This is a genomic window from Halalkalibacter hemicellulosilyticusJCM 9152 (genome assembly GCF_000513115.1).
GTDB lineage: Bacteria > Bacillota > Bacilli > Bacillales > Bacillaceae_D > Halalkalibacter > Halalkalibacter hemicellulosilyticus.
In genome coordinates this window covers 111337-137735 of sequence record NZ_BAUU01000003.1, presented here as the reverse complement: position 1 = coordinate 137735, position 26399 = coordinate 111337, and the positions used below count along the sequence as shown (strand labels likewise).

The window sequence follows — 26399 nt, the reverse complement described above, 5'->3', positions numbered from 1 at the left end:
TATTATTGTATGACCCAACTTGTCGTGTAGACTTGAACCACTTCACCTTCTTGCATTAATGCATTAATTTCATCTCGTATACTATTTTCAAAATCGACGATTCCTTCATTACCAGCTAGCTCAGAAGAGCGTTTGTTTGATAATGAACGTAATAATATGTTGTTAATTTGAAAATCACGTTTTTGTATTTCTGAAAGTGCTGATCTGCTATCCACCTGTATACGAAAAGTGGCTCGAATAAAATCGTTAGATTGTAAATTTGTCGTAATTTCATCCGTATCGAAAGATAAGTTTATAATCTCATCAATCGTTGGCTCCTGCCCTTCTTTTGGACTATCTAAAAATTGATTAAATAAGACAAATACAATAACCCCAAGTAATGTCAGCGCAGCTAAAATGATTAACATAATATTGACTAATTTATTCTTAAACAATCATGCGCCCCCCACATCTTTATATGTTGCTAAAAGACCTATACTTTTAAACTGTTTATTAATTAATACTTTGACATCTTCTATTTCATCTTTAACAACAATTTTTTTCCCATTCACAAGTGTAATGGTTGTGTCTGGAAATGCCTCCATTTGTTCAATTAGAAGGACATTCAGGTAAAATGATTTTCCATTAATTCTTGTAAGCTCAATCATAATTGATAAATGGACTAGGAGTTTGTATCCTAGTCCAACCCTCCTTAGCATTTCCTATGTGGTCAATTCATTCATTAACGTTTTAAATTAACTAACTCTTGTAGGATTTCGTCTGAAGTCGTAATAATTCTAGTATTCGCCTGAAAAGCACGTTGAGCCACAATCATTTCAGTGAACTCTTCAGATAAATCTACATTTGACATCTCTAATGTTCCAGCGACTACTACTCCAGTACCTTCATTACCTGGAGTCGTGATATTGACTGCACCCGAGTTAGGAGTAACTTGATAAAGGTTATCTCCTTGCTTTTGAAGACCTTCTGGATTTGCAAAATATGCTAATGAAATCGTACCTGCTTCTTGTAAATCACCATCTACATCAACATAGTTTACGACACCAGTTTGTCCAATACTAAAGCTACGCGCATTTTCTGGAACTATAATAGGTTCATCATCTTCATCGAGCACATATAGACCGCCAGAAGTAACAATTGCACCATCTTCATCGAAATAAAAGTTTCCAGCACGAGTATAAAAAATAGCCTCTCCATCTGTAACACGGAAGAACCCATCTCCAGAAATACCCAAATCTAACTCTCGATTCGTATTTTGTAAACTACCGCCAGTATGAATCGTATCAATAGAACCAAGCATTGAGCCAAGCCCTACTTGCATAGGGTTTGTTCCCCCTAGACCAGCTCCAGGAGCAGATGCACCAGCGATCTGTTGATTAATCATGTCTTTAAATGTCGCACGGCCTTTTTTAAAACCAAATGTATTAACATTGGCAATATTATTCCCAATTACATCTAACTTCGTTTGCATATTGTTCATACCCGAAATACCAGAATACATCGATCTTAACATTATACATATCCTCCTTTTTATAGACTGCATCTATCGCTCAGCAGTCAAAGACTTCCCTTAACGGGTCCAGTCTAGTCAATTAAAATCGTACCATTAATATTTGAGAAAATTTGTGATTTCGCTTCATTTCGATTAAGAGCTGTAATAATTGTATGAGTTTGCGCATTAACCAATAGAGTAGCATCTTCTGTAATAACAACAGACTCTTTAATTCCTTTTTTCCTTGCCTCAACCACCTTGTTTTCGATCTCTATCCATTTGTTAGCATCAATTGAAATGCCTCTTGATTCCATTCGATTTTTTGCATGTTTTGTAAATACTAATTGTGTAGCATTGTTTAGTTCGGTTTGAAAAACTTCTTTAAAATTTTTCTTTTTCGCATGACTTTCATTAGTATTAACGTTAGGTGATTTCGGAAGAGTTGGTAACGAATGCCATTGAACCCTTGGATCCATACATTCACTTCCTTTATTCTTCTATTGATGTTTCACTAATTTGAACAACCTGATCATTACTAATCCATCGATCATTTTCTAGTAAAATGCGAATTTTACCATCGCTTTCTAAACGAACTGATTTTACTTTATGATTTTCGTATACGGTTTCCGTACGATATTGATCAATTTCAACTTCACGTTTCCATTGAACGGTTTTCCCAATTAACTCACTATGCTGTACTAAGCTTTGACTTTTTTGTAAATGAACAAAATGTTGCATTGCTTGATTCATATTTGTCATTTGCTCTAAGGAAGAAAATTGAGCCATCTGCGCAATGAATTCTCGGTCGTCCATTGGATTAGACGGATCTTGATTTTGTAATTGAGTAATTAACAATTTCAAAAAATCATCTTTTCCTAAAATACTTTGATTCGTATTTTGCGGTTGCTGCTGTCTTTCTTGTAAATATAAACTTTCGTTTACCGTTGGCATATCATCACACACCTAAACCTGTTCATTTATTGAGTAAAGACTATCTTGAAACTCCTCATGAAACTCTCGATTTTCTTCTTGACCGTCCTCATTCGCATCTTGACGTTGCTGTTGTGAAGATGAACCTTCTTTGTCCTTTTCTTTTTCCAATTGAGACTGTTGATGCGTTATCTCTATACGTTCAACTGGAAGCTGCTGCTGAACAAAAGCTTGTCTTAATTGCGAAAGCTGGCTTTCAATTAGTTCCTTTGCGGCTGATTGACTAACCATTATTTTGGCAGATAACACCCCATTGATTTGCGTTAATTGTACATCCAAACGCCCTAAATGCTCAGGATGCAACTTTACGGAAAGGGATTGTACGCCTTCTTTAGAATGAGTCATCGTAGCATGTCTCAATAGGTTTTGAAATTGCCGCATGAATTGTTGCTGTTGAATTTCACGAGGCATTTGTTCACCCACATGAATCGTCGCTTGATCAGTTCTTATTGTATACGAACCGATTTCAGATAATAATGGATTAAACCTCAGCTCTTTCGGTAAAGAAAGCATCGTTGATTCAACTTTTCGCTCACTAACTTGATTTTCCTTATTTCTTTCTTCAATCATGGATTCTACTAACCTCTTAACAATCTGACTGATCGCTAATGGACTTGTATCTACTTGCTGACTGTTTTGATTTAGAGAAAGTTCATTAAAGAACCGATTACCACTATTTCCGTTACCATTATCTTGATTTTGAATTAGCATTCTAAGAAACTGCTTTAAGGTTCTATCTTGATCAAGAAGTAATTGATTGTCGCTTCCTTGTTCTGTGCGTGTCTGTTGCGAAATTAATGGTTCATTCGCACTAGCAACGTGACTTTGAATTAAACCTAAAATGAACTGTCCTAAAACGGTAGAATTTAAAGTAGTATGTCCTAAGTTGTCTCTTTCATTTTCATTTTTGTATTTCTGCCACATTCCGATCAAACTCATAATCAATTGCTCGTCAACAGTCGACTCCGCTTCAGTCCACTCATCACCTTCAGTTATTTCACCTTGAATATTTTCAGAGAGCTTGCTCCATATTTGACTTACGTCAGGTTGGGAAAACCAATCTTGAAATTCTACAACATCCGGCAAATCTAATTCTTCCAAAAGCTCTTCTATTAAATCCTGACTCATAGAGTCGTGTACTACTACTTCCTCGTCACTCTCTAATAATCGACCTAACACATTAGAAAAATCCGCTTCATCGCTGATTGATTTAGTATTGCTCCCCTGAGTTTGAACTACAAGGTTTGGTTTCTGGTATGCCAGTGCCATCATCAACTGATTCACCTTTTCATTTCACCTCCTTTCACATAAGAGAAGGAACCTCATTTATTCGTTCAGTTTTCTTCTTAAATATTCAACAATTTGGGTATCATCCATTTCCTCTAAAATAGCTGCCCGATGCTCAATTGATACGTATCTTAAATGCAAAATAGCTTCATCCGGGTCAATTTGACTCAAGACATTCGCAGCTTTCTCTTCAGACATTAATTCATATAATTTCCCTATTTCTTCAAGTGATTCTTGAATAGCCATTTCTTGTTGACCTTGAAACACAAGTTCCTCTTGAAGGTCAGCAATTTCATCCTGAAGTTCTAAAATCTCTAATTCTTTTCGTTGTAATTCTGATTCCAATCTTGTAATTTCATTTCCACTTTCAACTAAATTAGCCTCAGCTTGTTCAAGCTGTTCTGTAGTATGGTTTTCTAACTCTTCGTCTTCATCCTGAACCCAATTAGATACTATAGGTATAGTTGAACCGATTTTTTGAGCTTGACCAATAACGTCAAATCCTACTAAAGAAAAAACAAAACCAAACAACACTAAACCAAATATAATTGGAATGAAAATAACTAAAAAGAATAATTGAAACTTATTATAAGAACGTTCCTTATCACTCATTTTCCCACCTAATTTCAACGATTCGCATATGCTTGAATCGATAACTCATTCATTTCTAGTAATTCGATTCGTTTCGATTCTTCTTTGTATTGCTCATGTTCTCGTTGCTTCATTTTTTCATATTTTTTCATTTCAACAGTTGCGCTCATTAATTGTTCCTGACTATTCATCATTTTCAAACGAGCCTCTTGAGTTTGTTGTTGCAAAACCAAAATTTCTTTTTCTAGTTGTGACAATGTTGTTTCTTGAAATTGAATAGCCTTAATCGACGTTCCTTGTTGCAATTGATTTCGAGCCATATCCTCCAAATCTTCCTTCTTTTTCAAAAGATGATACAGCTCAGTAGCTACCTTTTCAAATTGATCAGTTGCCTCTTTATATGCAGCTTCAAATTCATTTTTTTGTGATTGTTTAAGCTCTAGAATTTTTTGTAATGTGTATTGAAAACTCATGACCGACCACCATTTCCTAACATTTTAATAAGCGTTTGTATTGATTGATCAATGGTTGAATTTTCATCTGTTGATTGTTTAAGAAATGATACAATTTGAGGCTGCATCATAATAGCTTGATCAATTTCAGGTGAGCTACCTTTTTTATAAGCCCCAATGTTAATAAGGTCTTCATTGTCTTCGTATACAGAAACGAAATATCGCAAACGCTCAGCCGCTTTTCTATGATCTTCCGTTACGATGTCAGACATCACTCTACTAACACTTTTTAGAACATTGATTGCTGGAAACTGCCCTTTCTGAGCTAATTTTCGATCTAACACTAAATGTCCATCTAAAATTCCACGGACCGCATCAGAAATCGGCTCATTTAAATCATCACCATCAACTAACACTGTATAAAACGCAGTAATAGAACCTTTTTCATCTGTTCCTGAGCGTTCTAATAAACGGGGCAACATAGCAAACACTGACGGAGTATACCCTTTGGAAGTAGGCGGCTCCCCTATTGCTAAGCCAATCTCTCGCTGTGCCATTGCTACACGCGTTACAGAGTCCATCATTAAGTTAACATCCATACCTTGTTGACGAAAATATTCAGCAATGGCAGTAGCGGTCATTGCCCCTTTTATCCTCATTAAAGCAGGTTGGTCTGATGTTGCTACAACAACAATAGAGCGCTTCAACCCTTCTTCACCTAAATCTCGCTCAATGAAGTCCTTCACTTCACGTCCACGTTCACCAATTAATGCAATGATATTTACATCAGCTTCGGAGTTTCTCGCTAACATCGATAATAATGTACTTTTACCTACGCCACTCCCTGCAAAAATACCTATCCTTTGCCCTTTTCCAACTGTAAACAACGAATCAATGGACCTTACTCCTAATGACATTAATTCTTTAATTCGTGGTCTTTTTATAGGATTAGGTGGGTCGTTATCTGTTTGAAAATTGGATAAACCTTTTGGTAACGACTCCTTCGTTAACAATTCACCACAACCATCTACAATCGAACCTATTAGCTGAGTGCCTATTTTAATTTCTAATGGTCTTCCAGTCGCTTCAACTAAACTGCCAGGAGCTATATCTGATATTCCATTTAATGGCATTAACAAAACAAATTCATCTCTAAAGCCCACGACTTCTGCTCTTACTCTTGTCATTGAATTTTTTCCTGTTGTAATATAGCAAAGATCTCCAATAGAAGCTTGTGGGCCTTTCGATTCAATCATTAGACCAATGACTCGCGTTACTTTTCCGTACCATTTAAATGGAGAAAGCTGCGGAATTAATTCTGGTAAAGATTGAACATTCAACGTGAATCCTCCTTGAGCTTTGCTAATAATTGTGATTTTAACTCCTTTAACTGACGATCCATACTTGCATCAATACGTCCATGCTTTGTTTCAATGACACACCCCTGTTTCATCAATCCAGCATCAGGATAAATAAATACATGATCACAATGGCTTAATAATTCCACCAGTTCTTCCTGCTGACTGACTGTAAGCTCATACCAATCAGGATGGACATAAATTTTTACATCTTCATGTTCACGAACTTCATTTATTACCTGCTTTAACATGCTTGTCCAATTTCTTTGATCGTCTAATAATTGATCCCCGATAATCCGTTTTGCCAAAGCCGTTGCTAATTCAACGATTAAAGGCTCGGCTTCTTCAATTCGGTGGTTAAATTGCTGCTCTGATTGAGTTACAATATCTTTCGCCTGATCAATTAATTCATTATAGGATTGAAGACCGTCGTTTTGACCTTTACTAAAGCCCTCTTCATATCCATTTTGTTTCGCTTGCTCAAAGATCCGGTCTTTTTCTTGCTCAGCATGTTCTAACTGCTCTTTAATCTGTTGTCGAATATCGTCAGCTTCTTGGTGTGTTGATGAATGATTGCTTCTGCTTCTGCTTTTTGCCGCTCTATTTCTTTTTCTAAGTGATTTATAGTACTTCTTTCATCTTCTGCTGGATAACCTTGCTCGTTCTCTAAGTTAGTATCCATCTCTTGACTATGACTTATTTCATCATCTCGTTGAAATTTTTTTAAAATAGAAATCGTTTTTTTTGACGACTGATTGGTATAAGAATGAGTTGATTTGATGATCTTAGACAATAATATCGTCTCCTCCACCACGTGCAATTACGATCTCCCCAGCTTCTTCTAGTGTTCTAATAACAGACACGATTCTCGTTTGTGCTTCTTCTACATCCTTTAAACGAACTGGCCCCATAAATTCCATTTCGTCTTTAAATGCTTCAGCCATTCTTTGAGACATGTTACTAAAGATAATTTCTTTAACTTCCTCACTTGCTACCTTCAGAGATAGTTGTAGATCTTCATTTTCAACATCACGAATGACCCGCTGAATACTACGATTATCTAATGTCACAATGTCTTCAAACACAAACATTCGCTTCTTAATTTCCTCTGCTAATTCTGGATCTTGTATTTCCAATGCATCTAGAATCGTTCGTTCTGTACTTCGATCAACACTATTTAACACTTCGACAACTGATTCAATACCACCAGCCTCGGTGTAATCTTGAGTTACAGTTGAAGACAACTTTTGTTCAAGAATCGCTTCAACTTCATTAATGATTTCCGGAGACGTACTATCCATAACAGCAATTCTTTTCGCGACATCTGCCTGTACCTCTTGAGGTAATGCTGATAATATTTGACCCGACTGCTCTGATTCTAAGTACGATAAAATAAGCGCAATCGTTTGTGGATGCTCATTTTGAATAAAATTTAGAATTTGAGATGGGTCTGCTTTACGAGCAAAATCAAAAGGTCTTACTTGTAAATTAGAAGTTAAACGATTAATAATTCCCATCGCATTTTCTTCACCTAATGCCTTTTCTAATATACTTTTTGCATAGCCTATTCCACCTTGAGCTATATAATCCTGTGCTAACACTAAAGAATGAAATTGTTCGAGTATTTCTTCTTTTAATTCACTATCCACTTTACGAACGTTAGCGATTTCAAGTGTTAATTTCTCAATTTCTTCTTCTGAAAGATGTTTATACACTTGAGCTGAAACATCTGGACCAAGAGAAATCAGAAGTATGGCAGCTTTTTGCCTTCCTGTAATTCCTTTTTTCGATACAGCCATTTACTTCCCTCCTAATCTTCCGATAACCAAGTTCGTAGTAATTTAGAAAAGTCTTCAGGTTTTTCTTTAGCCAGCTTTTCTAGTTGTCTTCTTTTTGCTGCTCCTTCAGATGTATCTTCATCAGGTAAATCCGGTAAATCAAATGGAGCATTCGTAGCTAATGATTCGTCGACTGAGTCTTCTTCACGCATTCTTCTATTTCTCATTACTATAAACAGTAAAAGCAATATTAGAGCAACTAACACTCCACCAACAACGTAGACCCATGTTGAAATTGTCATCATTGGCTCTTGATCCATGACTACTCTTCCATCGAAAGGATGAGAGCTTACAACAATTTTCCCCTCGATTTCGTCCTCTGTTAATTCATCTGCGTAAACACTTGAAATACTTGTACGAACAATCGTTCCTAATATTTGTTGGATATCGTTAAGTTGATCTTGCGGTAAAGTTTCTAATCCTTCTGGTGGTTCAACCATCACTTGGATACCGAGATCACGAATTTTATAAGGACTTTCTACGATATCGCGATTAATGCGATTAACTTCATTATTAATTCGTTCCTCAGTCCGTTCCCAATCGACCGGTCCTTGTCCTAATGCTCCAGGGTAGTTAGGAATGCCATCACCAGTACCTTCAACTCCACCTTCTTCAAACCCCTCACCACTATAGGCCTCTTCAATTCGTTCAATACTGACAGCAATTCCTTCAATATTGTCAATATCTACAGGCTCGACTAATTCCTCTGTACGATTTTCTTGGGTAAAATCAATATCTGTTGTAACAGAAACCACGACACTATCTTGTCCAACCATAGTTCCTAACATTTGATGCAGGTTACGTGTTAAATCACGTTCAATTTCATTTTTAATAGCTCTCTGCTGTTCAAAAGCAGTTAAAGTTGTTTGTGTTTCATTATCTTGATCCTCATAATAATAATCATTAAACATTTGATCAGAAATGACGATATTATCAATAGGCAAATTTGGTACACTTCTCGATACAAGATGATATAATGCTCTTACCTGACTAGAATCAAGTTGATGCCCTGGAGCTAAGTCTAAAACAACCGCAGCTGTAGATGAATCCTGAGCAGCATTTAACCAAACACTTTCTTCTGGAAGTGTGATCATTACATTAGCATTGTTCACACCGTTCATATTTCGAATGAGCCTAGCTAGCTCTGTTTGCATGGATGCACGTTCCATGACGTTAAACTCATTATCAGTCATACCAAATCCCATTTGATCTTGAATAAAAGAGTAATCAATTGTTCCACTACTCGGTAAGCCTTCTGCAGCCAACTCCACTTTTAATGTATCAACGAGATCCTTTGGGACTAATATCGACGTACCACTTTCTGACACTGTAGAAGGAACTCCTCTAGCATCAAGAGTTTCTTTTATTTGACCCGTCTCTGCTAGAGTTAAATTACTATACAATGGTTCGTAGTTTGTCCTCGTCGAAAAAAAAGCGACCAATGCTAAAGCTAATATAATTGAAACAATCGCAGATATAATGACAACTTGTTGCTTCTTTGAACGTTCTTTCCACAATTCATTTATTTTCTCTTTATAATTCATCAATTTCTCGTTCATGTGTCCTCCTGAATCAAAACAAGTAACAACGCCCCTTTATTGGGCACAAGTATTACACTTGCATTCTCATAATCTCTTGATATGCTTCAATTACTTTATTCCTTACTTCTATCGTCGCTTGCAACGAAACACTAGCCTTTTGACCAGTGATCATTACATCATGTAAGTCTCAATCTCACCTTTTACTAATAGCTCTGTTTTATGCTGTGATTCCTTTTGAAGTTGATTGACATCCGAGATCGCTTCATTTAACGCTTTTTTAAATGACTCCTGCGCTTCACCAGGGGTATATGTATTGCGATTAATACCCGAAAGCTCTCTTGTTTCAAATGGTGTTAATCTAACATCCATTGTTACTCACTCCTTATCGACCTATCTCAAGTGCTTTTAAAAGCATGTTCTTTGTTCCATTTAATGCCGTTACATTGGCTTCATACGATCTTGTTGTCGACATTAAATCAACCATTTCACGTAGTGGATCGACATTAGGCATTTGTACATACCCTTCTTCATTCGCATCTGGATGATCTGGATTATACACTTGCTTAAAAGGTGTCTGATCATTAATGATTCGGTCTACTTTTACTCCATGACCAACAGTTGATTCTGTCTTTCCCATCGCTCTTTTCAATTGATTAGAAAAAGATGAAGTTTCATTTGGTGATGTAACAACCATTTTTCGCCGATAAGGTTCCCATTGGCCATCCACCATATTTGCTCTTGTCGAATCGGCATTAGCTATATTTGCTGAAACGACATCCATACGTAATCGTTTCGCCGTCAGAGCTGATGCACTAGTATTAAATCCATGAAATATGGTCATTATTAACGGCCTCCTCTAATGACAGACTCAAGGCTTTGGAATCTTCCATTCAATCGATCAATTAAAGCATTGTAATAGATTTGGTTTTTAGCTAATTCAGACATTTCACGGTCAACATCAACATTATTACCATTATGATTAAATTCAGTTTGTCTATTTTCAGTCACGATTGGACCTGAGTTTCGCACCGATTTAAATTCATAATGTTGTTCATGTGTTCTGTTTGCTTTCAATCCAGCTTGATTTACAGCATCATTTAACAAATGCTTAAATTCCACTTGCTTCGCTTTATAATTGGGCGTGTCGACATTAGCGATATTTTGAGAGATAGCATTTTGTCGAACTTGCGCACCATTTAACCCTGTTTCGAGCGCTCTAAAGGAAGAACTTCCGAAGAGATTCATACGGGTACACCCCTTTTTTGTCAAATTATGCGTTCGTTTTTATACATTTTTCTACACGTTCTATGAAAATTGTAATAAATATAGAACAAAAAGTCTAACCCATATTTCACAAAATGCTTTTTCACGACGAAAGGATCATATAAGAATAGTTCATTAGTCTTAATTCTACATGATTTACCTATTTTAATCGACATTTTTTTAAAAATATGTCGATTTTTCATTCGAACTACCCATTGTACAACGATAGAATGGATCATAAGAATTGTTTTACTATTAAGCTCTATTTTGTATTCAAAGGCAAAATAGAAATAATTACATAAATTTTTTTAGTTATTAAAACATACTTTTTTCCTGTTTGTATACTTTAGGTAAATATTTTCAGCATAAAAAAACCAACAGAGTTATTACAACCTGTTGGTTTTCCACTTACTTACTATTCACTCGTTCTAATTCAATGAGAAATTTATCATTTAATACTTTAATGTACGTTCCTTTCATTCCTAAAGAACGCGATTCAATTACTCCAGCACTTTCAAGCTTTCTTAATGCGTTAACAATGACTGATCTCGTTATTCCTACGCGATCAGCAATCTTACTTGCTACGAGTAAGCCTTCTCGTCCATCTAACTCGTGAAAGATATGGTCAACAGCTTCAAGCTCACTATAGGATAAGGAGCTAATCGCCATTTGGACAACTGCTTTGCTACGAGCTTCTTCTTCAATTTCCTGTGTTTTTTCATGGAGGATTTCCATCCCAACGACGGTTGCACCATACTCCGCTAAGACTAAATCATCATCATTAAACGTGTCATTTAATCTCGAGAGAATTAATGTACCGAGTCGCTGACCTCCTCCTTGTATGGGTACAATTGTCGTTAAACCATTTTTAAATAAATCTTTATTTTCAACTGGAAATGCTGTGAATTCACTGTCAATTCCGATGTTAGCAGACGTATGATCAATTTTAAATAAACCTTCTGTATACTCTTCAGGAAAACGTCTTTCTTCTAACATTCTCTTCATTCGTTCATTTTCAATTTCTTGTTTAATCGCATACCCTAGCAATTTCCCTCTTCGACTAACGACAAATATGTTAGCAGCAATCGTGTCACATAACGTCTCAGCCATGTCATTAAAGTTAACATGCTGACCAACTGTCTTTTGTAGCATTTCATTAATTTTTCGTGTTCTTGATAATAGATTCATTTCATTGCCTCCTCTTATCTACAGGACCAATCTGTTTCTTTTCAATTTTAGTCTTTAACCATCCCATTACATTCTTAGCTATAAGATAAAGCGACTTAAATCGCGATTTTTTGCGATTGTTGCCAGTTTTTCTTCCACATACTCTGGAGTAATAGCAATTTCTTCTAAATTGATATCTGGCGCTTCGAAGGAAAGGTCCTCTAACAAACGTTCAAGTAATGTGTGCAGCCTTCTGGCACCTATATTTTCAGTATCTTGATTGACCTCTGTTGCAATTGTCGCAATCTTATGAACAGCATCGTCTGAAAAGACCACTCTTATACCTTCCGTTTCTAGAAGTGCACTATATTGCTTTAATAAGGCGTTATTAGGCTCAATTAAGATGCGGACAAAGTCATCGACTGTTAAATTAGACAATTCTACACGGATAGGGAATCTCCCTTGAAGTTCAGGTATTAAGTCAGATGGCTTGGCAATATGAAAAGCACCTGCACCGATAAATAAAATATGATCTGTTTTAATCGCTCCATATTTTGTCATAATCGTTGAGCCCTCTACTATCGGTAAAATGTCTCGTTGAACCCCTTCTCGCGAAACATCAGCTGATTGCTGCCCCTTACTTGCAACTTTATCAATTTCATCAATGAAAATAATCCCTAACTGCTCAGCTTTCGTAATCGCTTCTTGATTCACCTCATCAGGATCAATTAGCTTTTGGGCTTCTTCGTCAACAAGAACTTTTCGAGCATCAGAAATGGGAAGGCGACGCTTCTTACGTTTTTTAGGTAGCATTCCTCCAAGCATCTCCTGCATATTCATTCCCATCTGTTCCATGCCAGCCCCTTGGAACATATCCATAAAATTCTGTGATTGTTCATCAACTTCAATTGTAACCAAATGATCTTCTAATTCACCTAATGCAAGCTTATGAGCCATTTTGCGTTTAGTTTCTTTTAGTGAATCTACTTCTTGAGGTTCACTTTCATTCTCTTCATTCTGCTGTCCAAAAATCATTTCAAAAGGGTTTTTATAAGAAGTTGATTTTTTTCCGGTTGGTACGAGTAATTCGACAATTCGATCATTAGCCATTTTTTCTGCTTGTGAACGCACCTTTTCAACCTTTTCCTTCTTGACAATTCGAACACTAGTCTCAACCAAGTCTCGTACCATAGATTCAACGTCACGACCAACATAACCGACCTCTGTAAATTTCGTTGCTTCGACTTTCACAAATGGAGCACCCACTAGTTTTGCAAGCCTTCTTGCAATTTCTGTTTTACCAACACCTGTCGGACCAATCATTAATATATTTTTAGGTGTAACTTCGTCTTTTAATTTCTCATCAAGTAAACTACGACGATAGCGGTTTCTTAAAGCGATAGCGACCGATTTCTTCGCTTGTTCTTGACCAACAATAAATTCATTTAACCGATCTACAATTTGTCGTGGAGTTAAATTAGCTTCCAATTTGTTCACTCCTATCGTTTTAATGTAATTCTTCTAACGTAATATGTAAGTTTGTATACACACAAATTTCTCCAGCAGTCTCCAATGATGCCCTTGCGATATCAGAGGCAGTTAGTTCAGGAGCATGATTTTTTAATGCGCGACCAGCGGACAAGGCATAATTGCCACCTGAACCGATCGCAATAATCCCATCATCAGGCTCAATAACCTCACCTGTCCCTGAAACGAGCAATAGGCTTTCTTTATTCATAACGATTAGCATAGCTTCAAGTCGACGAAGCACCTTATCATTTCGCCATTCTTTCGCTAACTCAACCGCAGCTCTTTGAAGGTTTCCATGATATTCTTCAAGCTTCCCTTCAAATTTTTCAAATAGTGTGAAAGCATCTGCAACTGAACCAGCAAAGCCAGCAATAACCTTTCCTTGAAATAATTTTCTAACTTTCTTTGCTGTATGCTTCATCACAACAGCATTTCCAAACGTCACTTGTCCGTCACCAGCCATCGCACACTTTCCATTATGATGAATAGCAAAAATAGTTGTAGCATGAAAATCGCTCATTTCTTCTCCTCCTTCTTTATTCGTTTATGCCCTTGGATGGTGCTGTTTATACACATCACGTAATCGTTCTTTTGTCACATGGGTATAAATTTGGGTTGTCGATAAATGCTCATGACCTAATAATTCCTGTACAACCCTTAAATCAGCTCCATTATTTAATAGGTGTGTAGCAAAGGAATGGCGGATATCATGAGGACGTAACTTCTTCTGTAATGCAGTTTGATCCATTCTCTTTTGCATAATCGTTCGAATACTTCGTTCAGATAATCGTCCACCACGGTAGTTCAAAAAAAGATGCTGATTCGAATCTTTCGTCTTTTTAAATAATTGCGCTCGACCATTGTGAATATATGTATATATAGAATCTAAAGCGTAAGAGCCTATTGGAACATAGCGTTCTTTTTGACCTTTCCCCATGAGATAAACAGTTCCAATTGAAAAGTCTATATGTTCTATGAGCAACTGACTACACTCACTTACACGCATCCCCGTCGCATATAATAATTCTAAAAGTGCTCGGTCACGTTGGTCAATTGGACGATGACCTGAAAGCCCTTCAAATAAATGATTCATTTCTTCCTCATACAAAAAGTTAGGTAATTTATGTTCGGATTTAGGTAAATGAATAAACGTAAAGACATTATCCTTTACCCTTTCTTCTCGTTGATGAAACGAGTAGAAGCTTCTTAAGGTTGAAATTTTTCTTGATACCGTTTTTCTCGCATACTTTTTTTCAAACAGCTCTGTTAAATACTTTTTTACATGATCCGAAAGAACATCTGTATAGCAGACTACACCTAACTTCTCCATAAAATGAGTAAAATGGAGTAAATCACCTTCATAATTTCGCACCGTATGGATTGAACAATTTTTTTCCATTTGAAGGTACTGAATAAATAATTGTATCCAATTCGACTTTTGCAGCATAGGACACTCCTTCACCTTCATCATAAATTGAATTTTCATTTATCAGCATTTCGAATACTATTTCAATCTAGTCGATAGTGCACATTGGTTAAAAACACCACTTCAAGTAAAAAGCTACTAAATTTTATCATGATTTAGTAGCCCTGACAATCTTATTTACACTTTTTTCACAAAATTCTGAATTGTATCTAATGCTCTTTCAGCTAATTGTTCGTATCTTTCCTTCTTATTTTTAATTCGCTTTTCCAACGGAGGTAACAGACCAAAATTAGCATTAATCGGTTGAAAATTCTTCGGATTCGCCGTTGTAATATACTGGGCCATACTTCCAATCACTGTCCATTCAGGAAAGGTAACTAGCTCTTCCCCTTTTAACAGCCTAGCCGCATTAATGCCTGCAATAAGCCCCGCTGCAGCAGATTCCACGTATCCTTCAACACCTGTAATTTGTCCAGCAAAAAATAGTTCTTCTTTATGCTTATACTGATACGTCGACTTTAATAAATTTGGTGAATTAATAAACGTATTTCGATGCATCACTCCGTAACGAACAATTTCTGCTTCCTCTAACCCGGGGATAAGTCGAATAACATCTTTTTGTGGTCCCCACTTTAAATGTGTTTGAAATCCAACAATGTTATATAACGTTCCAGATGTGTTATCTTGCCTTAGCTGGACAACCGCAAATGGTCGTTTTCCTGTTTTCGGATCCTCTAGTCCAACTGGTTTCATAGGTCCAAATAGCATCGTTTTACGGCCACGATTTGCCATCACTTCAATTGGCATACAACCTTCAAAGAATATCTCTTTTTCAAATTCCTTAAGCGGAACCGTTTCGGCAGTAGTTAATGCTTCATAAAAACGATCAAATTCTTCCTCAGTCATTGGACAATTTAAATAAGCTGCTTCGCCTTTATCATATCTTGATTTCAAATAAACCTTATCCATATTAATTGATTCTGTTTCGATAATAGGAGCCGCTGCATCATAAAAATATAAATACTCTTCTCCAGTTAAGTTGCGAAGCTGCTTTGATAATGCTTCTGAAGTAAGCGGACCTGTTGCAACAATCGTTGGTCCTTCTGGAAGCTCCGTTATTTCTTCATTAAACACGGTAACTAATGGATGGTTTTTAACCTTTGACGTGACCATCCCAGCAAATTCGTGCCGATCAACTGCCAATGCACCTCCTGCAGGGACTGAAGCATGATCAGCAGATTGTATAATAACAGAATCAAGAGTTCTCATTTCTTCCTTAAGAACACCTACTGCATTTGTTAATGAATTCCCTCTTAATGAATTACTACATACTAATTCAGCAAATTTATCTGTATGGTGAGCTGGTGTTTGTTTAACAGGTCGCATTTCATATAAATGAACATGAATTCCTCTTTTTGCTAGCTGCCATGTCGCTTCACTTCCTGCAAGACCAGCACCAATAACATTTACGTACGGTTGTGACATCTTCGTTCCTCCAATATGACGATACAATCTAATGTTGCCATTATAACATGTTCAAGGGGCCAAGCAACAAGAATACCATTCTTGTCTTAGCCCCTTTCTCATACTTTATTTAAACTAATTCGTTTCTTCACGGTAATCACACGACGAACACTCTACATGGACACCTTTTTTTGATTTCTTCTCAACGAGCATACTGTTACATTTCGGACAAGGTCTGGCAATTGGCTTATCCCATGAAATGAATTCGCATTCTGGGTATCGGTCACATCCATAGAAAATACGACGTTTTTTACTTCGACGCTCAACGATATTTCCTTCCTTACAGGTCGGACACTTTACGCCAATATCTTTGACAATCGCTTTTGTATTACGACAGTCTGGAAAATTCGAACACGCCATAAATTTTCCATAACGTCCCATTTTATAAACCATTTCATGCCCGCATTTTTCACAATCTTCTCCAGCAGGCTCATCACGAATTTCAACTTCCTTCATTTCCTCTTCCGCAACAGCTAAACGTTTTTCAAATGATCGGTAGAAGTCATCAATAATGTTCACCCATTCATTGGCACCTTCTTCAATGGAATCTAAGTCACCTTCCATTTTAGCAGTAAACTCAACGTCCAAAATCTCCGGAAAAAATTCAACAATTAACTCAAGTACAATTTCTCCGAGTTCTGTTGGGACAAAACGTTTATCTTCTAATGCAACGTATCCACGCCTTTGGATTGTATCTAGTGTAGGTGCGTATGTAGAAGGACGACCAATTCCGAGCTCTTCCATCGTTTTAACAAGCCTTGCTTCGGTGTAACGAGGTGGAGGTTGTGTAAAGTGTTGACTCGGTTCTATTTCATCCTTCTCAACCGTTTGCCCCTCTTCTAAATTGGGCAAAAATCGATCCTCTTCTTTTTTTCCATCGTCATTACCTTCAATATACACTTTCATAAAGCCTGGAAATTTGATTTTTGAACCAGTCGCTCGAAATAGCACACCATTTTGCTCGATATCAACTGACATCGTATCCATCACAGCTGGTGCCATCTCACTAGCTACCATCCGTTCCCATATAAGCTTATATAATCGATATTGATCTCTAGATAAGTAGCTTTTTATTGTTTTCGGGTCTTTATCTACTGATGTAGGTCGTATGGCTTCGTGTGCATCCTGAGCTTTCTTATCTGATTTGACTTCACGTTTACCTTGACGTGTGTACTCTTCTCCATAGGCTGCTATAATGTAAGTTCGGGCTTCTTGCTGAGCCGTTTCAGAAATACGCGTTGAATCAGTTCTCATGTATGTGATCAAACCGACTGTGCCTTCTTTACCTATTTCAACACCTTCATATAACTGTTGCGCAATCATCATCGTTTTCTTCGCTCTAAAATTTAACTTTCGAGCTGCTTCTTGTTGTAGGGATGACGTAGTAAACGGATTAACTGGATTACGTTTTCTTTCCTTCCGCTTCACAGATGTCACATTATAACGATTGGAATTAAGCTTAGATAAAATGTGCTGCACATCCTCTTCGCTTCCTAGCTCTTTCTTCTTTCCGTCTAAACCATAAAACTTAGCATCAAATGATTCTTTCCCAAGTAAAAATTGAGCTTGAATGTTCCAATATTCTTCAGGATTAAAGCTTTGGATTTCTTTCTCTCGCTCTATAATCATCTTAACAGCAACAGATTGAACTCTACCTGCACTTAATCCTTTCTTCACTTTCTTCCATAATAATGGACTAATATTATAGCCAACCAACCGATCAAGAATTCTTCTCGCTTGCTGAGCATCAACTAAATCCATATTAATTTGACGTGGTGTCTTGAATGCTTCCTTAATCGCATTCTTTGTAATTTCGTTAAAGACAACGCGACATTCAGAATGTTCATCCATGTTCAGACTATGAGCAAGATGCCAAGCGATTGCTTCCCCTTCTCGATCGGGGTCAGCTGCTAAATAAATTCGTTTTACTTTCTTTGCAGCTGTCTTTAATTCCTTTAATACTGGTCCTTTTCCTCTGATGGTAATATATCTTGGTTCGTAATTCTGTTCAACATTAACTCCCATTTGACTTTTTGGTAAGTCTCTAACATGTCCCATTGATGCTTTGACAATATATTTTTTCCCTAAATATTTCCCAATGGTCTTTGCTTTTGCGGGAGATTCTACGATTACTAAATAATCGGCCATATAAGACTCCCTCTCTAAGAATAATTAAAATCTTCCCTATTATGGAACAGGTTTTCTTCATTTGTCAAACTTCTTACTAAAAAAAATGAAATATTTCTTGCTTATAACGTAGAAATATAACGGTAATTTGACAAAATTATTCATGGAAACGAGGTAATTCTTCAAGTAAATCATGACTATTTAGGATCAATTTCGCGCCTTCTTGAATAAGTCGATTTGTACCTTTAGATGTGTCCGAAAAAATAGAACCTGGAACAGCAAAAACATCTCTACCTTGCTCTAACGCCTGATCTGCCGTAATCAATGAGCCACTTTTTTCTTTTGCTTCGACAACTATAACTCCTTGAGATAGTCCACTAATAATGCGATTCCTAGCTGGGAAATGCCACTTACGCGCAGAGGTATGGGGAGGATATTCAGAAATGACACAATTTTTTTTCGACATTTCGAGAAATAGAGCTTCATTCTTCTTAGGGTAAATATGATGAAAGCCTGAGCCTAACACCGAAATGGTCTTTCCATTATAGAAAATAGCTGCCTTATGAGCCAATGTATCGATCCCTTCAGCAAGGCCACTAACAATCGTCCAATCTTCTTTAATTAGTGGACCTACTAAATGATAAACCTTTTTGCTACCTTCGTTACTCGGTCGCCTTGTTCCAATAACAGCTATACAGTTTGAATTGAACAAATAGTCTATTTTACCTTTTACATAAAGCACAAAAGGGGGATCGTGAATGGTTTTTAATGTCGGAGGATAATTAGAATCTAAAATCGTGATCGGGATAATTTGTTGCTTTTCATACTGATGAATGAGGTTATTAGGAGGATACGCATGGAGATCATGATAAAGAGCTTTCGCACGCTGATCTGTTAATTGAAATGTCTTTTGGAGCTGCGGGAGCGTATACGTATAAATCAACTTTAAATCAGGATCTTTTTTTAATAAATAATAAAGTAATTTCCACGTTACACCTCGACAACTATGTAGATGAATTAATCGATTACGCCAATCATCCATAACAAACTCCTTTCCACCATGCATGTCATTAGATTAAGTAAAAGAAGAGGCTAAAGACATAAATGTTTTATTTTGTGAGAATCCGAACAAATAAGATGTCGATGCAAATAAAAGAGGTCTCACCTTTGCTCTTCCCCGCAGAATTCTACTCATATTCCACCCTCTAAATTCGCACAACGTTCAGATTTTCAGCTAAACACATTCGTTATGTCCCAGCCTCATTCCTCTTTCTTCTCTTTACTTAGTTGCTTTATGAGTCGTACATTTCTCTAATAAATCATTCGCTTTTAATACAGAGATAAGCGTCTCACCCATTACAGATGGCGTTTCTGCAACTTTTATACCGCAACTCTCAAGCGTTTTAATCTTTTCAGATGCTGTACCTTTACCACCTGAAATAATCGCTCCAGCATGGCCCATACGCTTTCCAGGAGGGGCTGTTTGACCACCGATAAAGCCTACTACAGGCTTTTTCATGTTTGCCTTCACCCATTCAGCCGCTTCCTCTTCTGCTGTACCACCGATTTCACCAATCATAATAACCGCATACGTATCAGGATCTTCATTAAATTGTTCTAACACATCAATGAAGTTCGTTCCATTAACTGGATCTCCCCCAATTCCTACAGCGGTCGATTGACCAATTCCGTTCGTTGATAATTGATGTACGGCTTCATATGTCAGCGTACCAGAACGAGATACTACGCCCACATGACCCTTCTTGTGAATGTAACCTGGCATAATACCAATCTTACACTCTTCAGGTGTAATTACTCCTGGGCAGTTAGGGCCTACTAGGCGTGTCTTCTTACCTTCAAGGTAACGTTTCACACTAACCATATCCATCACAGGAATCCCTTCTGTAATACAAATCGCTAAATCTAATTCAGCATCTGCTGCTTCCATAATCGCATCTGCTGCAAATGCCGGTGGAACATAAATGACAGTAGCGTTTGCTCCTGTTGCTTGTACTGCTTCTTCAACTGTATTAAACACAGGAATCCCTTCTACCTCTGTCCCGCCTTTACCTGGCGTCACCCCACCAACGATATTTGTACCATACTCTACTGCTTGCTGTGTATGGAATAATCCAGTTGCACCTGTAATACCTTGAACAATTACCTTTGTATCTTTATTAATGAGGATACTCATTCTCCACGTCCCGCCTTTCTATTGTACTAATGACACGATTTTTTGTGCGCCGTCAGCCATTGAATCAGCTGCTGTAATATTAAGACCAGATTCGTTTAAAATCTTCTTACCTAGATCAACGTTTGTACCTTCCAAACGAACAACTAAAGGAATATCTAAACCAACTTGCTTCGTTGCCTCAATAACACCTTCTGCGATAATATCGCATTTCATAATACCTCCAAAGATGTTAACGAAGATACCCTTTACGTTTTCATCTGATAGGATAATTTTAAACGCTTCTGTTACTTTTTCAGCTGTCGCGCCACCACCTACATCAAGGAAGTTTGCAGGATCGCCATTATAGTGTTTAATTATATCCATCGTCGCCATTGCTAATCCAGCACCGTTAACCATACAACCGATATTACCATCTAAAGAGATATAACTTAAATCATATTTCGAAGCCTCGATTTCTTTTACATCTTCTTCTTCAAGATCACGGTAATCAACAATGTCCTTTTGGCGGTATAAAGCATTCGAATCAAAATTTAATTTCGCATCGAGAGCCATTACTTTGCCATCGCCTGTCGTAACAAGTGGGTTAATTTCAGCAATGGAACAATCTTTTTCAACAAATACTTTGTATAGACCCATCATAAATTTAACAGCTTGACCAACTAGCTCTTTTGGAATATTAATGTTAAATGCTAATCGACGTGCTTGGAATCCTTGAAGGCCAACAGCAGGATCGACAACTTCTTTAAAGATTTTCTCAGGAGTTGCTTCAGCTACTTCTTCAATTTCGGTCCCACCTTCTTCTGATGCCATCATTACTACTCGTGAAGTTGCACGATCTAACACAAGTCCTACATAGTACTCATTTTTAATATCGCATCCTTCTTCAACGAGTAAGCGCTTTACTTCTTTACCTTCTGGACCTGTCTGATGAGTAACAAGCGTTTTTCCTAAAATTTCGTTAGCGTATGTACGAACTTCATCAAGGCTCTTCGCTACTTTAACGCCCCCCGCCTTTCCACGACCACCTGCGTGGATTTGCGCCTTCACAACTGAAACACTTGATCCTAATTCCTTCGCTGCCTCTACTGCTTCTTCAACAGAAAATGCTACTTTTCCATTCGGTACAGCAACACCATACTTACGTAGAAGCTCTTTCCCTTGATACTCGTGGATATTCATTCTCTCTCCAGCCTCCTATCAATTACATGTATGCCGTAGCATCACTTCAAGATTTGTATGAAATCCTCTACCATTTTATCATGGATTGGATTGTTATGGGAGATAAAACCCTTACAAAAAAAAAGAATTTAAAAAAATCAGCGAATTCTGTCTTTCATTAACGATTTTTATCAAACGATGAAAAAAGAACGAGCATGCGCGATGCTCGCAAAATTCATGTTTTCTTTCGTATTGGCGAATCTTCCTCGTGCTGTTTTTCTTTTTGGCTCTTATTCGATTTTTTCTTAAACAATAAAGCTTTCGCATCCATTTCTTGCACGCTATGAGGATGAAGTTCATGACCAAATTCTTGTTGTTTTTCCTCGTTTTTCATACATTCCCTCCAAATGAATCCGTCTCATAACTTATCATACTCAACTTAGTGGCGATCATTCACCGTGAGTAGAACGATGCTGATCTACTTGATAAATATATGAGAAAACCTCAGCTACTACCTCATATAATTCATTTGGAATTGCTTGATGTATCTCCAATTGTGATAATAATTCAACTAATGAAGCATCTTCCTGTAAGGGAATTGCATGCTCTTTCGCCCTAGCTATAATCTCTTCAGCTACATATCCTTTTCCTTTTGCCATAACTTTAGGAGCAGGCTCACGTGTTGGGTCATATCGAAGGGCAACAGCTTGCTTACGTTTAGAGTTTTGTTCACTCATATACGAATATCAACTCCTCTATAAGTTGAATAGTTTTGGTCATTTGTTTGTTGTTTTTGCTCTACTTCATTTAACTTTTTCCAGTTAACTGAAAGGAGCTGATACTCTTTTTGCTGTAATGCATTTTTTAACGTTGGTGTTAAAAGACTAAGCAATGAATGAGGTTGATCCTGTTCATTGTGAATCGTTACCGATACAATTCGATTTTGAATCATGACATCAACGACTGTCTCTTGCAAATGTTCTAACGTTAAATAAAATAAGATTCTACAATAATCAGGATTTAATTGTCCATCTTCATTCTTTTGTCCTTCCCATTGCATGGTCATATTTGTATGGAATGCACCTAGCTGTAAAGGAATTGAAAAAATATATTGATGAAATGACCCTAATTGCTCATGTGATAGAAGTTGCTGAGCTGTCAATTTATTCACAATTGTTGATGCAACGGTTTGAAGGTCCGTCCTCCCATTTTGTTGCTGCATCGATAGTAGCAAAGCCTTAAGGTTTTGCTGAGCGATTGTAAGGGGTGCTAGTTCATTTGCTTGAAGGTGCTTCGTTAGTACTTGTTCGTAATCAAACCCTAGTAATGAACCTAGTAACTGAAACTGAGGCATTTGCATTCGACTTCTTTCTCCCCCGTACAATTGCATAAGTAATTGCCTTTCCCCTTGAGAGAGTGCTTCAGAATGGAGGCTACTTAATCTTGACTCCATAGCATGTAGTGATGGGTGATTAGAAATTTGTCGAATAAACATTTCGATTTCACTGTTGCGCATTTGTGAAATAAACGTGGTGAATTCATTTCTTTGCCTTCCCTCTCCTACATTTGCCTCGGTGTGTCCAAGTGCATGGTAGGATTGTTGCGCTCTAAGTGCTTGTATAAGCTCTTCTTGGTTCAAATGAACCCCTAGACGTTGTAAAATCATACGAGCAGATTGTTCTTCCTTTCCCCCCTCACTCAACGCAGTGATTAGTAGTTGCTGAATAGGGGAATGTGCTGATTTTGACAAAGTCGAAGCTTGCATAATTGATTGTACTTGTTGAAGCCATTGTTTTGAGCGAGAATCACTTGATTGGCCGAGAAGCTTGATCAGTGCTTGTAATTGCTCGGATAATTCCCCTGTACTTCCACGTGCCCAATAAGCATCGAATACCGCGGGAGTTAACGGTAAATTACGCTGCACCATTTGTCCAATGAGCTTCATCGTTTTATCCGATGGCAGTGATGAATGATTTAACAGCTGTGAGCTTGCTTGAATCATCTCTCTTGAAAAGGAAAGACCTTGCCGTTGAAACGCTGTAATGACCGTTTCAGCTTCCTTGATATGAGAAGCTCCTAAATGACGCAGTAAATCTGCTATTGATGCAGCTTTCTGTTGATTAGCTCCCTTCGACTGATTAGAACGATACTCCAACACTTTCAAACGAGGTAATCCTTTACTTTCCTTCACCTCAAACCAATAACGTTCACCCGCTATTAACGATGCCTCTAATACCCCTGTCATTTTCATCCCGTTAATTTGTAAGGAGGCTAAATGGTTCGGAAATAGCTTTAGCACTTTCCCTTGGAAAATTTGACCTGGTGTGAATGAAATGGTTCGTACTTGGTGCTGAGGTGAATGAATTTGTTGAGTAGATTGAGTTGGAATCATACGACCACTCCTTTCATAGAGGCCACGGAAAAAGTGAAAATCGCACTTTTTTTCGTGGCCTTTAAGTAATGTGCGTAACCGTTGCCTATTTTGAAAAGCTTGATACGAGTGGGGTTCTCGTATCATGCTAGCAACGAGTGAAGCCATTACTCTTCTTTGAGTTACTAGAAAGGACTTTTTCAGTGCCCTTCTTTCATAGAGGGAATCAATTGCAGTTGTAAAAGTTTGGTTTTAACTTGTTTGATGCCCTCCTAATTTGCTAATAGATCAGTAATTGGTTTAAATGATTGACGGTGCTCCTTTGTAACTCCTAAACTCTCTAATGCTTCAAGATGTTCTTTCGTTCCATATCCTGCATGATTAGCAAAGCCATAACCCGGATATTGATTTTCTAACTCCTCCATATAGCGATCACGGGCTACTTTAGCAAGAACAGAACTGGCCGCAATCGATATACTTTTTTGGTCACCTTTAATAATAGACGTTTGCTTCGTTACAATCGGCAATGTCATCGCATCAACAAGTACATGGTCTGGTTCATATTGTAGCATTTCAATCGCTTGACACATCGCTTTTTTCGTAGACTGATAGATGTTCATTTGATCAATTTCAAACGCATGTACCATTGCTATCGAATAAGAAACGGCTTCCTTTTTAATTTGTTCAGCAAATGTTTCTCTTTTCGCCTTCGAAAGCTTCTTAGAATCCGTTAGACCTAATAACTTAAAATCAGTAGGTAAGATGACTGCACAAGCAACTACAGGGCCCGCTAATGGCCCTCTGCCTACCTCATCGATTCCTACAATCATATTGGATCCATTCTCACGTAACGTTTGTTCATAAACTGTCATTTGTCTGTGCATATCTTCAAGCTGTCTTTCTTTCTCTTGACGTCTTGTAAAGGTTCGTAATAATCTTTGCGCTCCTTTTCGATCATCACTTTTTAATAGTAAAAGACATTCCTCCATATCCTCATTGTTTTTTAACTTCATTTCTATTTCTTTAAGAGATAATCCCATGACTAATGTCTCCTTATGATATGTATCGGATTATTGAAACCAATTCTTAATTGCGACGTACATAGTTGTTATGTAAAAGTTGATCTTTTTTTGTATGTGTCGTTCTTACAGATAAACGTTTAACATCCAAAACCGACGCCATCTAATCAGTAAAAATGACACCTACATCCAACGTAATAGATGTAGGTGTATGTGAGTCTATTCTTCTACTCGCTCTAATGTAACCGGTCCTAACGTTCCAGCACGTAGCTCTCTTAAAATAATCTCTGCAGCTTTGTCATAATCAACGTAACCACCACTCATTAAACAACCACGCTTTTTTCCGATTTCATCAAACAATTCAATTGGATCTTCAGGAATTTCATCAAGCTTATAACGTTCTTTCAAGCGATCTTGATAATACACCTTCATTTTTTTTAAAACAAATAGGGCAATGTCTTGAAAGTCAAGAAGCTCATCTTTTATAGCACCTGTAGCTGCTAGCAGGTAACCTGTTAATTGATCCTCGAACTTAGGCCATAAAATACCTGGTGTATCTAACAATTCAAGGGTTTTCCCGACTTTAATCCATTGTTGTTGCTTCGTTACACCTGGACGATCTCCTACTTTGGCCGTTCGCTTCGACGCAAGTCTATTAATTAATGTTGACTTCCCGACATTTGGAATGCCTAAAATCATCGCCCTTATCGCTCTTGGCTTCATTCCCTTTGCTTTTAACTTTTCTATAAGGGGAGATGCAAGCTCTCGACATGCTTGGGCGATTTTTTCCGTTCCTTTTCCGTTTTGACTATTGATCACTAATACTTTCATACCCGCTTCTTCAAAATAACGTACCCACTCTGTCGTTACTGCTGGATCTGCTAAATCAGCCTTATTCAATAAGATAAGACGTGGTTTATGTGCGGTTAGCTCATCAATCATCGGATTTCTCGAAGCTAGTGGAACACGAGCATCCACTAGCTCAATAACTACATCAATTAAAGATAATTTCTCTGTTACTTCTCTACGTGCCTTTGCCATATGGCCTGGAAACCATTGGATTGTCATATC

The 26399-nt window shown here is 37.5% G+C and carries 29 protein-coding genes and 1 pseudogene; all 30 read right to left on the bottom strand.

What is annotated here, in order from left to right:
• Positions 1–2: 2 nt before the first annotated feature.
• On the bottom strand, positions 3–434 hold the full coding sequence (gene fliL / locus JCM9152_RS02745) for a flagellar basal body-associated protein FliL (protein WP_052015503.1): 432 nt from the start codon (positions 432–434) through the stop codon (positions 3–5).
• Complete coding sequence (locus JCM9152_RS02740) at positions 435–647, bottom strand: flagellar FlbD family protein (protein WP_035340592.1); 213 nt, start codon at positions 645–647, stop codon at positions 435–437.
• A 74-nt stretch (positions 648–721) separates the two neighbouring features.
• On the bottom strand, positions 722–1513 hold the full coding sequence (gene flgG / locus JCM9152_RS02735; protein WP_035340590.1) for a flagellar basal body rod protein FlgG: 792 nt from the start codon (positions 1511–1513) through the stop codon (positions 722–724).
• A 71-nt stretch (positions 1514–1584) separates the two neighbouring features.
• Positions 1585–1968, bottom strand: coding sequence for a TIGR02530 family flagellar biosynthesis protein (locus JCM9152_RS02730; RefSeq protein WP_035340588.1), 384 nt, complete (start codon positions 1966–1968; stop codon positions 1585–1587).
• Positions 1969–1981: 13 nt separating this feature from the next.
• Complete coding sequence (flgD, locus tag JCM9152_RS02725) at positions 1982–2443, bottom strand: flagellar hook assembly protein FlgD (RefSeq protein WP_035340586.1); 462 nt, start codon at positions 2441–2443, stop codon at positions 1982–1984.
• Positions 2444–2455: 12 nt separating this feature from the next.
• Positions 2456–3766 (bottom strand): flagellar hook-length control protein FliK, encoded by a 1311-nt coding sequence (locus JCM9152_RS02720; RefSeq protein ID WP_035340584.1) that lies wholly within the window; start codon positions 3764–3766, stop codon positions 2456–2458.
• Positions 3767–3808: 42 nt separating this feature from the next.
• The gene (locus JCM9152_RS02715) at positions 3809–4381 is read right to left on the bottom strand and encodes a MotE family protein (protein ID WP_035340582.1); all 573 of its coding nucleotides are present in this window, start codon (positions 4379–4381) and stop codon (positions 3809–3811) included.
• Between the two features lie 14 nt (positions 4382–4395).
• Positions 4396–4833, bottom strand: a complete 438-nt coding sequence (gene fliJ / locus JCM9152_RS02710) for a flagellar export protein FliJ (protein ID WP_035340580.1) — start codon at positions 4831–4833, stop codon at positions 4396–4398.
• Complete coding sequence (gene fliI, locus JCM9152_RS02705) at positions 4830–6152, bottom strand: flagellar protein export ATPase FliI (RefSeq protein WP_035340579.1); 1323 nt, start codon at positions 6150–6152, stop codon at positions 4830–4832. The genes fliJ and fliI overlap by 4 nt, the downstream gene beginning before the upstream one ends.
• Positions 6149–6712 carry a flagellar assembly protein FliH gene (gene fliH / locus JCM9152_RS22545; protein WP_235715602.1) on the bottom strand — a complete coding sequence of 188 codons (564 nt, stop codon included), beginning with the start codon at positions 6710–6712 and terminating at the stop codon, positions 6149–6151. Before fliH ends, fliI begins: the two co-directional genes overlap by 4 nt.
• On the bottom strand, positions 6685–6963 hold the full coding sequence (locus JCM9152_RS21200) for a hypothetical protein (RefSeq protein WP_052015499.1): 279 nt from the start codon (positions 6961–6963) through the stop codon (positions 6685–6687). Before JCM9152_RS21200 ends, fliH begins: the two co-directional genes overlap by 28 nt.
• Positions 6956–7969: a flagellar motor switch protein FliG gene (gene fliG / locus JCM9152_RS02695; RefSeq protein ID WP_035340578.1), complete on the bottom strand. Its 1014-nt coding sequence runs from the start codon at positions 7967–7969 to the stop codon at positions 6956–6958. The genes JCM9152_RS21200 and fliG overlap by 8 nt, the downstream gene beginning before the upstream one ends.
• An 11-nt stretch (positions 7970–7980) precedes the next feature.
• A complete protein-coding gene (gene fliF, locus JCM9152_RS02690; protein WP_035340572.1) occupies positions 7981–9567 on the bottom strand; it encodes a flagellar basal-body MS-ring/collar protein FliF in 1587 nt (528 codons plus the stop codon).
• Between the two features lie 52 nt (positions 9568–9619).
• Positions 9620–9918: pseudogene (gene fliE, locus JCM9152_RS02685) on the bottom strand (flagellar hook-basal body complex protein FliE).
• Positions 9919–9931: 13 nt separating this feature from the next.
• Positions 9932–10390 (bottom strand): flagellar basal body rod protein FlgC, encoded by a 459-nt coding sequence (flgC, locus tag JCM9152_RS02680; RefSeq protein ID WP_035340570.1) that lies wholly within the window; start codon positions 10388–10390, stop codon positions 9932–9934.
• 2 nt (positions 10391–10392) lie between these two features.
• Positions 10393–10794, bottom strand: coding sequence for a flagellar basal body rod protein FlgB (gene flgB / locus JCM9152_RS02675; RefSeq protein WP_035340568.1), 402 nt, complete (start codon positions 10792–10794; stop codon positions 10393–10395).
• 426 nt (positions 10795–11220) lie between these two features.
• Positions 11221–12000 (bottom strand): GTP-sensing pleiotropic transcriptional regulator CodY, encoded by a 780-nt coding sequence (gene codY / locus JCM9152_RS02670; RefSeq protein WP_035340566.1) that lies wholly within the window; start codon positions 11998–12000, stop codon positions 11221–11223.
• 78 nt (positions 12001–12078) lie between these two features.
• Positions 12079–13467: an ATP-dependent protease ATPase subunit HslU gene (hslU, locus tag JCM9152_RS02665; RefSeq protein ID WP_035340563.1), complete on the bottom strand. Its 1389-nt coding sequence runs from the start codon at positions 13465–13467 to the stop codon at positions 12079–12081.
• 19 nt (positions 13468–13486) lie between these two features.
• A complete protein-coding gene (gene hslV, locus JCM9152_RS02660; protein ID WP_035340561.1) occupies positions 13487–14029 on the bottom strand; it encodes an ATP-dependent protease subunit HslV in 543 nt (180 codons plus the stop codon).
• A 24-nt stretch (positions 14030–14053) separates the two neighbouring features.
• Positions 14054–14953, bottom strand: coding sequence for a tyrosine recombinase XerC (gene xerC / locus JCM9152_RS02655; RefSeq protein ID WP_439644188.1), 900 nt, complete (start codon positions 14951–14953; stop codon positions 14054–14056).
• A gap of 159 nt (positions 14954–15112) precedes the next feature.
• Complete coding sequence (gene trmFO / locus JCM9152_RS02650) at positions 15113–16420, bottom strand: FADH(2)-oxidizing methylenetetrahydrofolate--tRNA-(uracil(54)-C(5))-methyltransferase TrmFO (protein ID WP_035340557.1); 1308 nt, start codon at positions 16418–16420, stop codon at positions 15113–15115.
• A gap of 114 nt (positions 16421–16534) precedes the next feature.
• On the bottom strand, positions 16535–18607 hold the full coding sequence (gene topA, locus JCM9152_RS02645) for a type I DNA topoisomerase (protein WP_035340555.1): 2073 nt from the start codon (positions 18605–18607) through the stop codon (positions 16535–16537).
• Between the two features lie 136 nt (positions 18608–18743).
• The gene (gene dprA, locus JCM9152_RS02640) at positions 18744–19628 is read right to left on the bottom strand and encodes a DNA-processing protein DprA (protein ID WP_035340552.1); all 885 of its coding nucleotides are present in this window, start codon (positions 19626–19628) and stop codon (positions 18744–18746) included.
• A 237-nt stretch (positions 19629–19865) separates the two neighbouring features.
• Complete coding sequence (gene sucD / locus JCM9152_RS02635; protein ID WP_035340551.1) at positions 19866–20780, bottom strand: succinate--CoA ligase subunit alpha; 915 nt, start codon at positions 20778–20780, stop codon at positions 19866–19868.
• Positions 20781–20798: 18 nt separating this feature from the next.
• Entirely contained in the window at positions 20799–21959 is a 1161-nt protein-coding gene (gene sucC / locus JCM9152_RS02630; RefSeq protein WP_035340549.1) for an ADP-forming succinate--CoA ligase subunit beta, read from the bottom strand.
• 214 nt (positions 21960–22173) lie between these two features.
• Positions 22174–22332: a hypothetical protein gene (locus JCM9152_RS22540; RefSeq protein ID WP_156314974.1), complete on the bottom strand. Its 159-nt coding sequence runs from the start codon at positions 22330–22332 to the stop codon at positions 22174–22176.
• Between the two features lie 55 nt (positions 22333–22387).
• Entirely contained in the window at positions 22388–22675 is a 288-nt protein-coding gene (locus JCM9152_RS02625; protein WP_035340546.1) for an EscU/YscU/HrcU family type III secretion system export apparatus switch protein, read from the bottom strand.
• Positions 22672–24330 (bottom strand): hypothetical protein, encoded by a 1659-nt coding sequence (locus JCM9152_RS02620; protein ID WP_035340544.1) that lies wholly within the window; start codon positions 24328–24330, stop codon positions 22672–22674. Before JCM9152_RS02620 ends, JCM9152_RS02625 begins: the two co-directional genes overlap by 4 nt.
• A 251-nt stretch (positions 24331–24581) precedes the next feature.
• Positions 24582–25349, bottom strand: a complete 768-nt coding sequence (gene rnhB / locus JCM9152_RS02615; RefSeq protein WP_035340542.1) for a ribonuclease HII — start codon at positions 25347–25349, stop codon at positions 24582–24584.
• A 198-nt stretch (positions 25350–25547) separates the two neighbouring features.
• Positions 25548–26396, bottom strand: coding sequence for a ribosome biogenesis GTPase YlqF (gene ylqF, locus JCM9152_RS02610; protein WP_035340540.1), 849 nt, complete (start codon positions 26394–26396; stop codon positions 25548–25550).
• Between the last annotated feature and the right edge of the window lie 3 nt (positions 26397–26399).

What these genes read in the sequence shown, in the direction of transcription:
- JCM9152_RS02740 (WP_035340592.1), bottom strand. Translation starts at nt 647, where the DNA reads ATGATTGAGCTTACAAGAATTAATGGAAAATCATTTTACCTGAATGTC.
- flgG (WP_035340590.1), bottom strand. Translation starts at nt 1,513, where the DNA reads ATGTTAAGATCGATGTATTCTGGTATTTCGGGTATGAACAATATGCAA.
- JCM9152_RS02730 (WP_035340588.1), bottom strand. Translation starts at nt 1,968, where the DNA reads ATGGATCCAAGGGTTCAATGGCATTCGTTACCAACTCTTCCGAAATCA.
- flgD (WP_035340586.1), bottom strand. Translation starts at nt 2,443, where the DNA reads ATGCCAACGGTAAACGAAAGTTTATATTTACAAGAAAGACAGCAGCAA.
- JCM9152_RS02715 (WP_035340582.1), bottom strand. Translation starts at nt 4,381, where the DNA reads ATGAGTGATAAGGAACGTTCTTATAATAAGTTTCAATTATTCTTTTTA.
- fliJ (WP_035340580.1), bottom strand. Translation starts at nt 4,833, where the DNA reads ATGAGTTTTCAATACACATTACAAAAAATTCTAGAGCTTAAACAATCA.
- fliG (WP_035340578.1), bottom strand. Translation starts at nt 7,969, where the DNA reads ATGGCTGTATCGAAAAAAGGAATTACAGGAAGGCAAAAAGCTGCCATA.
- fliF (WP_035340572.1), bottom strand. Translation starts at nt 9,567, where the DNA reads ATGAACGAGAAATTGATGAATTATAAAGAGAAAATAAATGAATTGTGG.
- flgC (WP_035340570.1), bottom strand. Translation starts at nt 10,390, where the DNA reads ATGACCATATTTCATGGATTTAATACTAGTGCATCAGCTCTGACGGCG.
- flgB (WP_035340568.1), bottom strand. Translation starts at nt 10,794, where the DNA reads ATGAATCTCTTCGGAAGTTCTTCCTTTAGAGCGCTCGAAACAGGGTTA.
- codY (WP_035340566.1), bottom strand. Translation starts at nt 12,000, where the DNA reads ATGAATCTATTATCAAGAACACGAAAAATTAATGAAATGCTACAAAAG.
- hslV (WP_035340561.1), bottom strand. Translation starts at nt 14,029, where the DNA reads ATGAGCGATTTTCATGCTACAACTATTTTTGCTATTCATCATAATGGA.
- trmFO (WP_035340557.1), bottom strand. Translation starts at nt 16,420, where the DNA reads ATGTCACAACCGTACGTAAATGTTATTGGTGCTGGTCTTGCAGGAAGT.
- topA (WP_035340555.1), bottom strand. Translation starts at nt 18,607, where the DNA reads ATGGCCGATTATTTAGTAATCGTAGAATCTCCCGCAAAAGCAAAGACC.
- dprA (WP_035340552.1), bottom strand. Translation starts at nt 19,628, where the DNA reads ATGGATGATTGGCGTAATCGATTAATTCATCTACATAGTTGTCGAGGT.
- sucD (WP_035340551.1), bottom strand. Translation starts at nt 20,780, where the DNA reads ATGAGTATCCTCATTAATAAAGATACAAAGGTAATTGTTCAAGGTATT.
- sucC (WP_035340549.1), bottom strand. Translation starts at nt 21,959, where the DNA reads ATGAATATCCACGAGTATCAAGGGAAAGAGCTTCTACGTAAGTATGGT.
- JCM9152_RS22540 (WP_156314974.1), bottom strand. Translation starts at nt 22,332, where the DNA reads ATGAAAAACGAGGAAAAACAACAAGAATTTGGTCATGAACTTCATCCT.
- JCM9152_RS02625 (WP_035340546.1), bottom strand. Translation starts at nt 22,675, where the DNA reads ATGAGTGAACAAAACTCTAAACGTAAGCAAGCTGTTGCCCTTCGATAT.
- JCM9152_RS02620 (WP_035340544.1), bottom strand. Translation starts at nt 24,330, where the DNA reads ATGATTCCAACTCAATCTACTCAACAAATTCATTCACCTCAGCACCAA.
- rnhB (WP_035340542.1), bottom strand. Translation starts at nt 25,349, where the DNA reads ATGGGATTATCTCTTAAAGAAATAGAAATGAAGTTAAAAAACAATGAG.
- ylqF (WP_035340540.1), bottom strand. Translation starts at nt 26,396, where the DNA reads ATGACAATCCAATGGTTTCCAGGCCATATGGCAAAGGCACGTAGAGAA.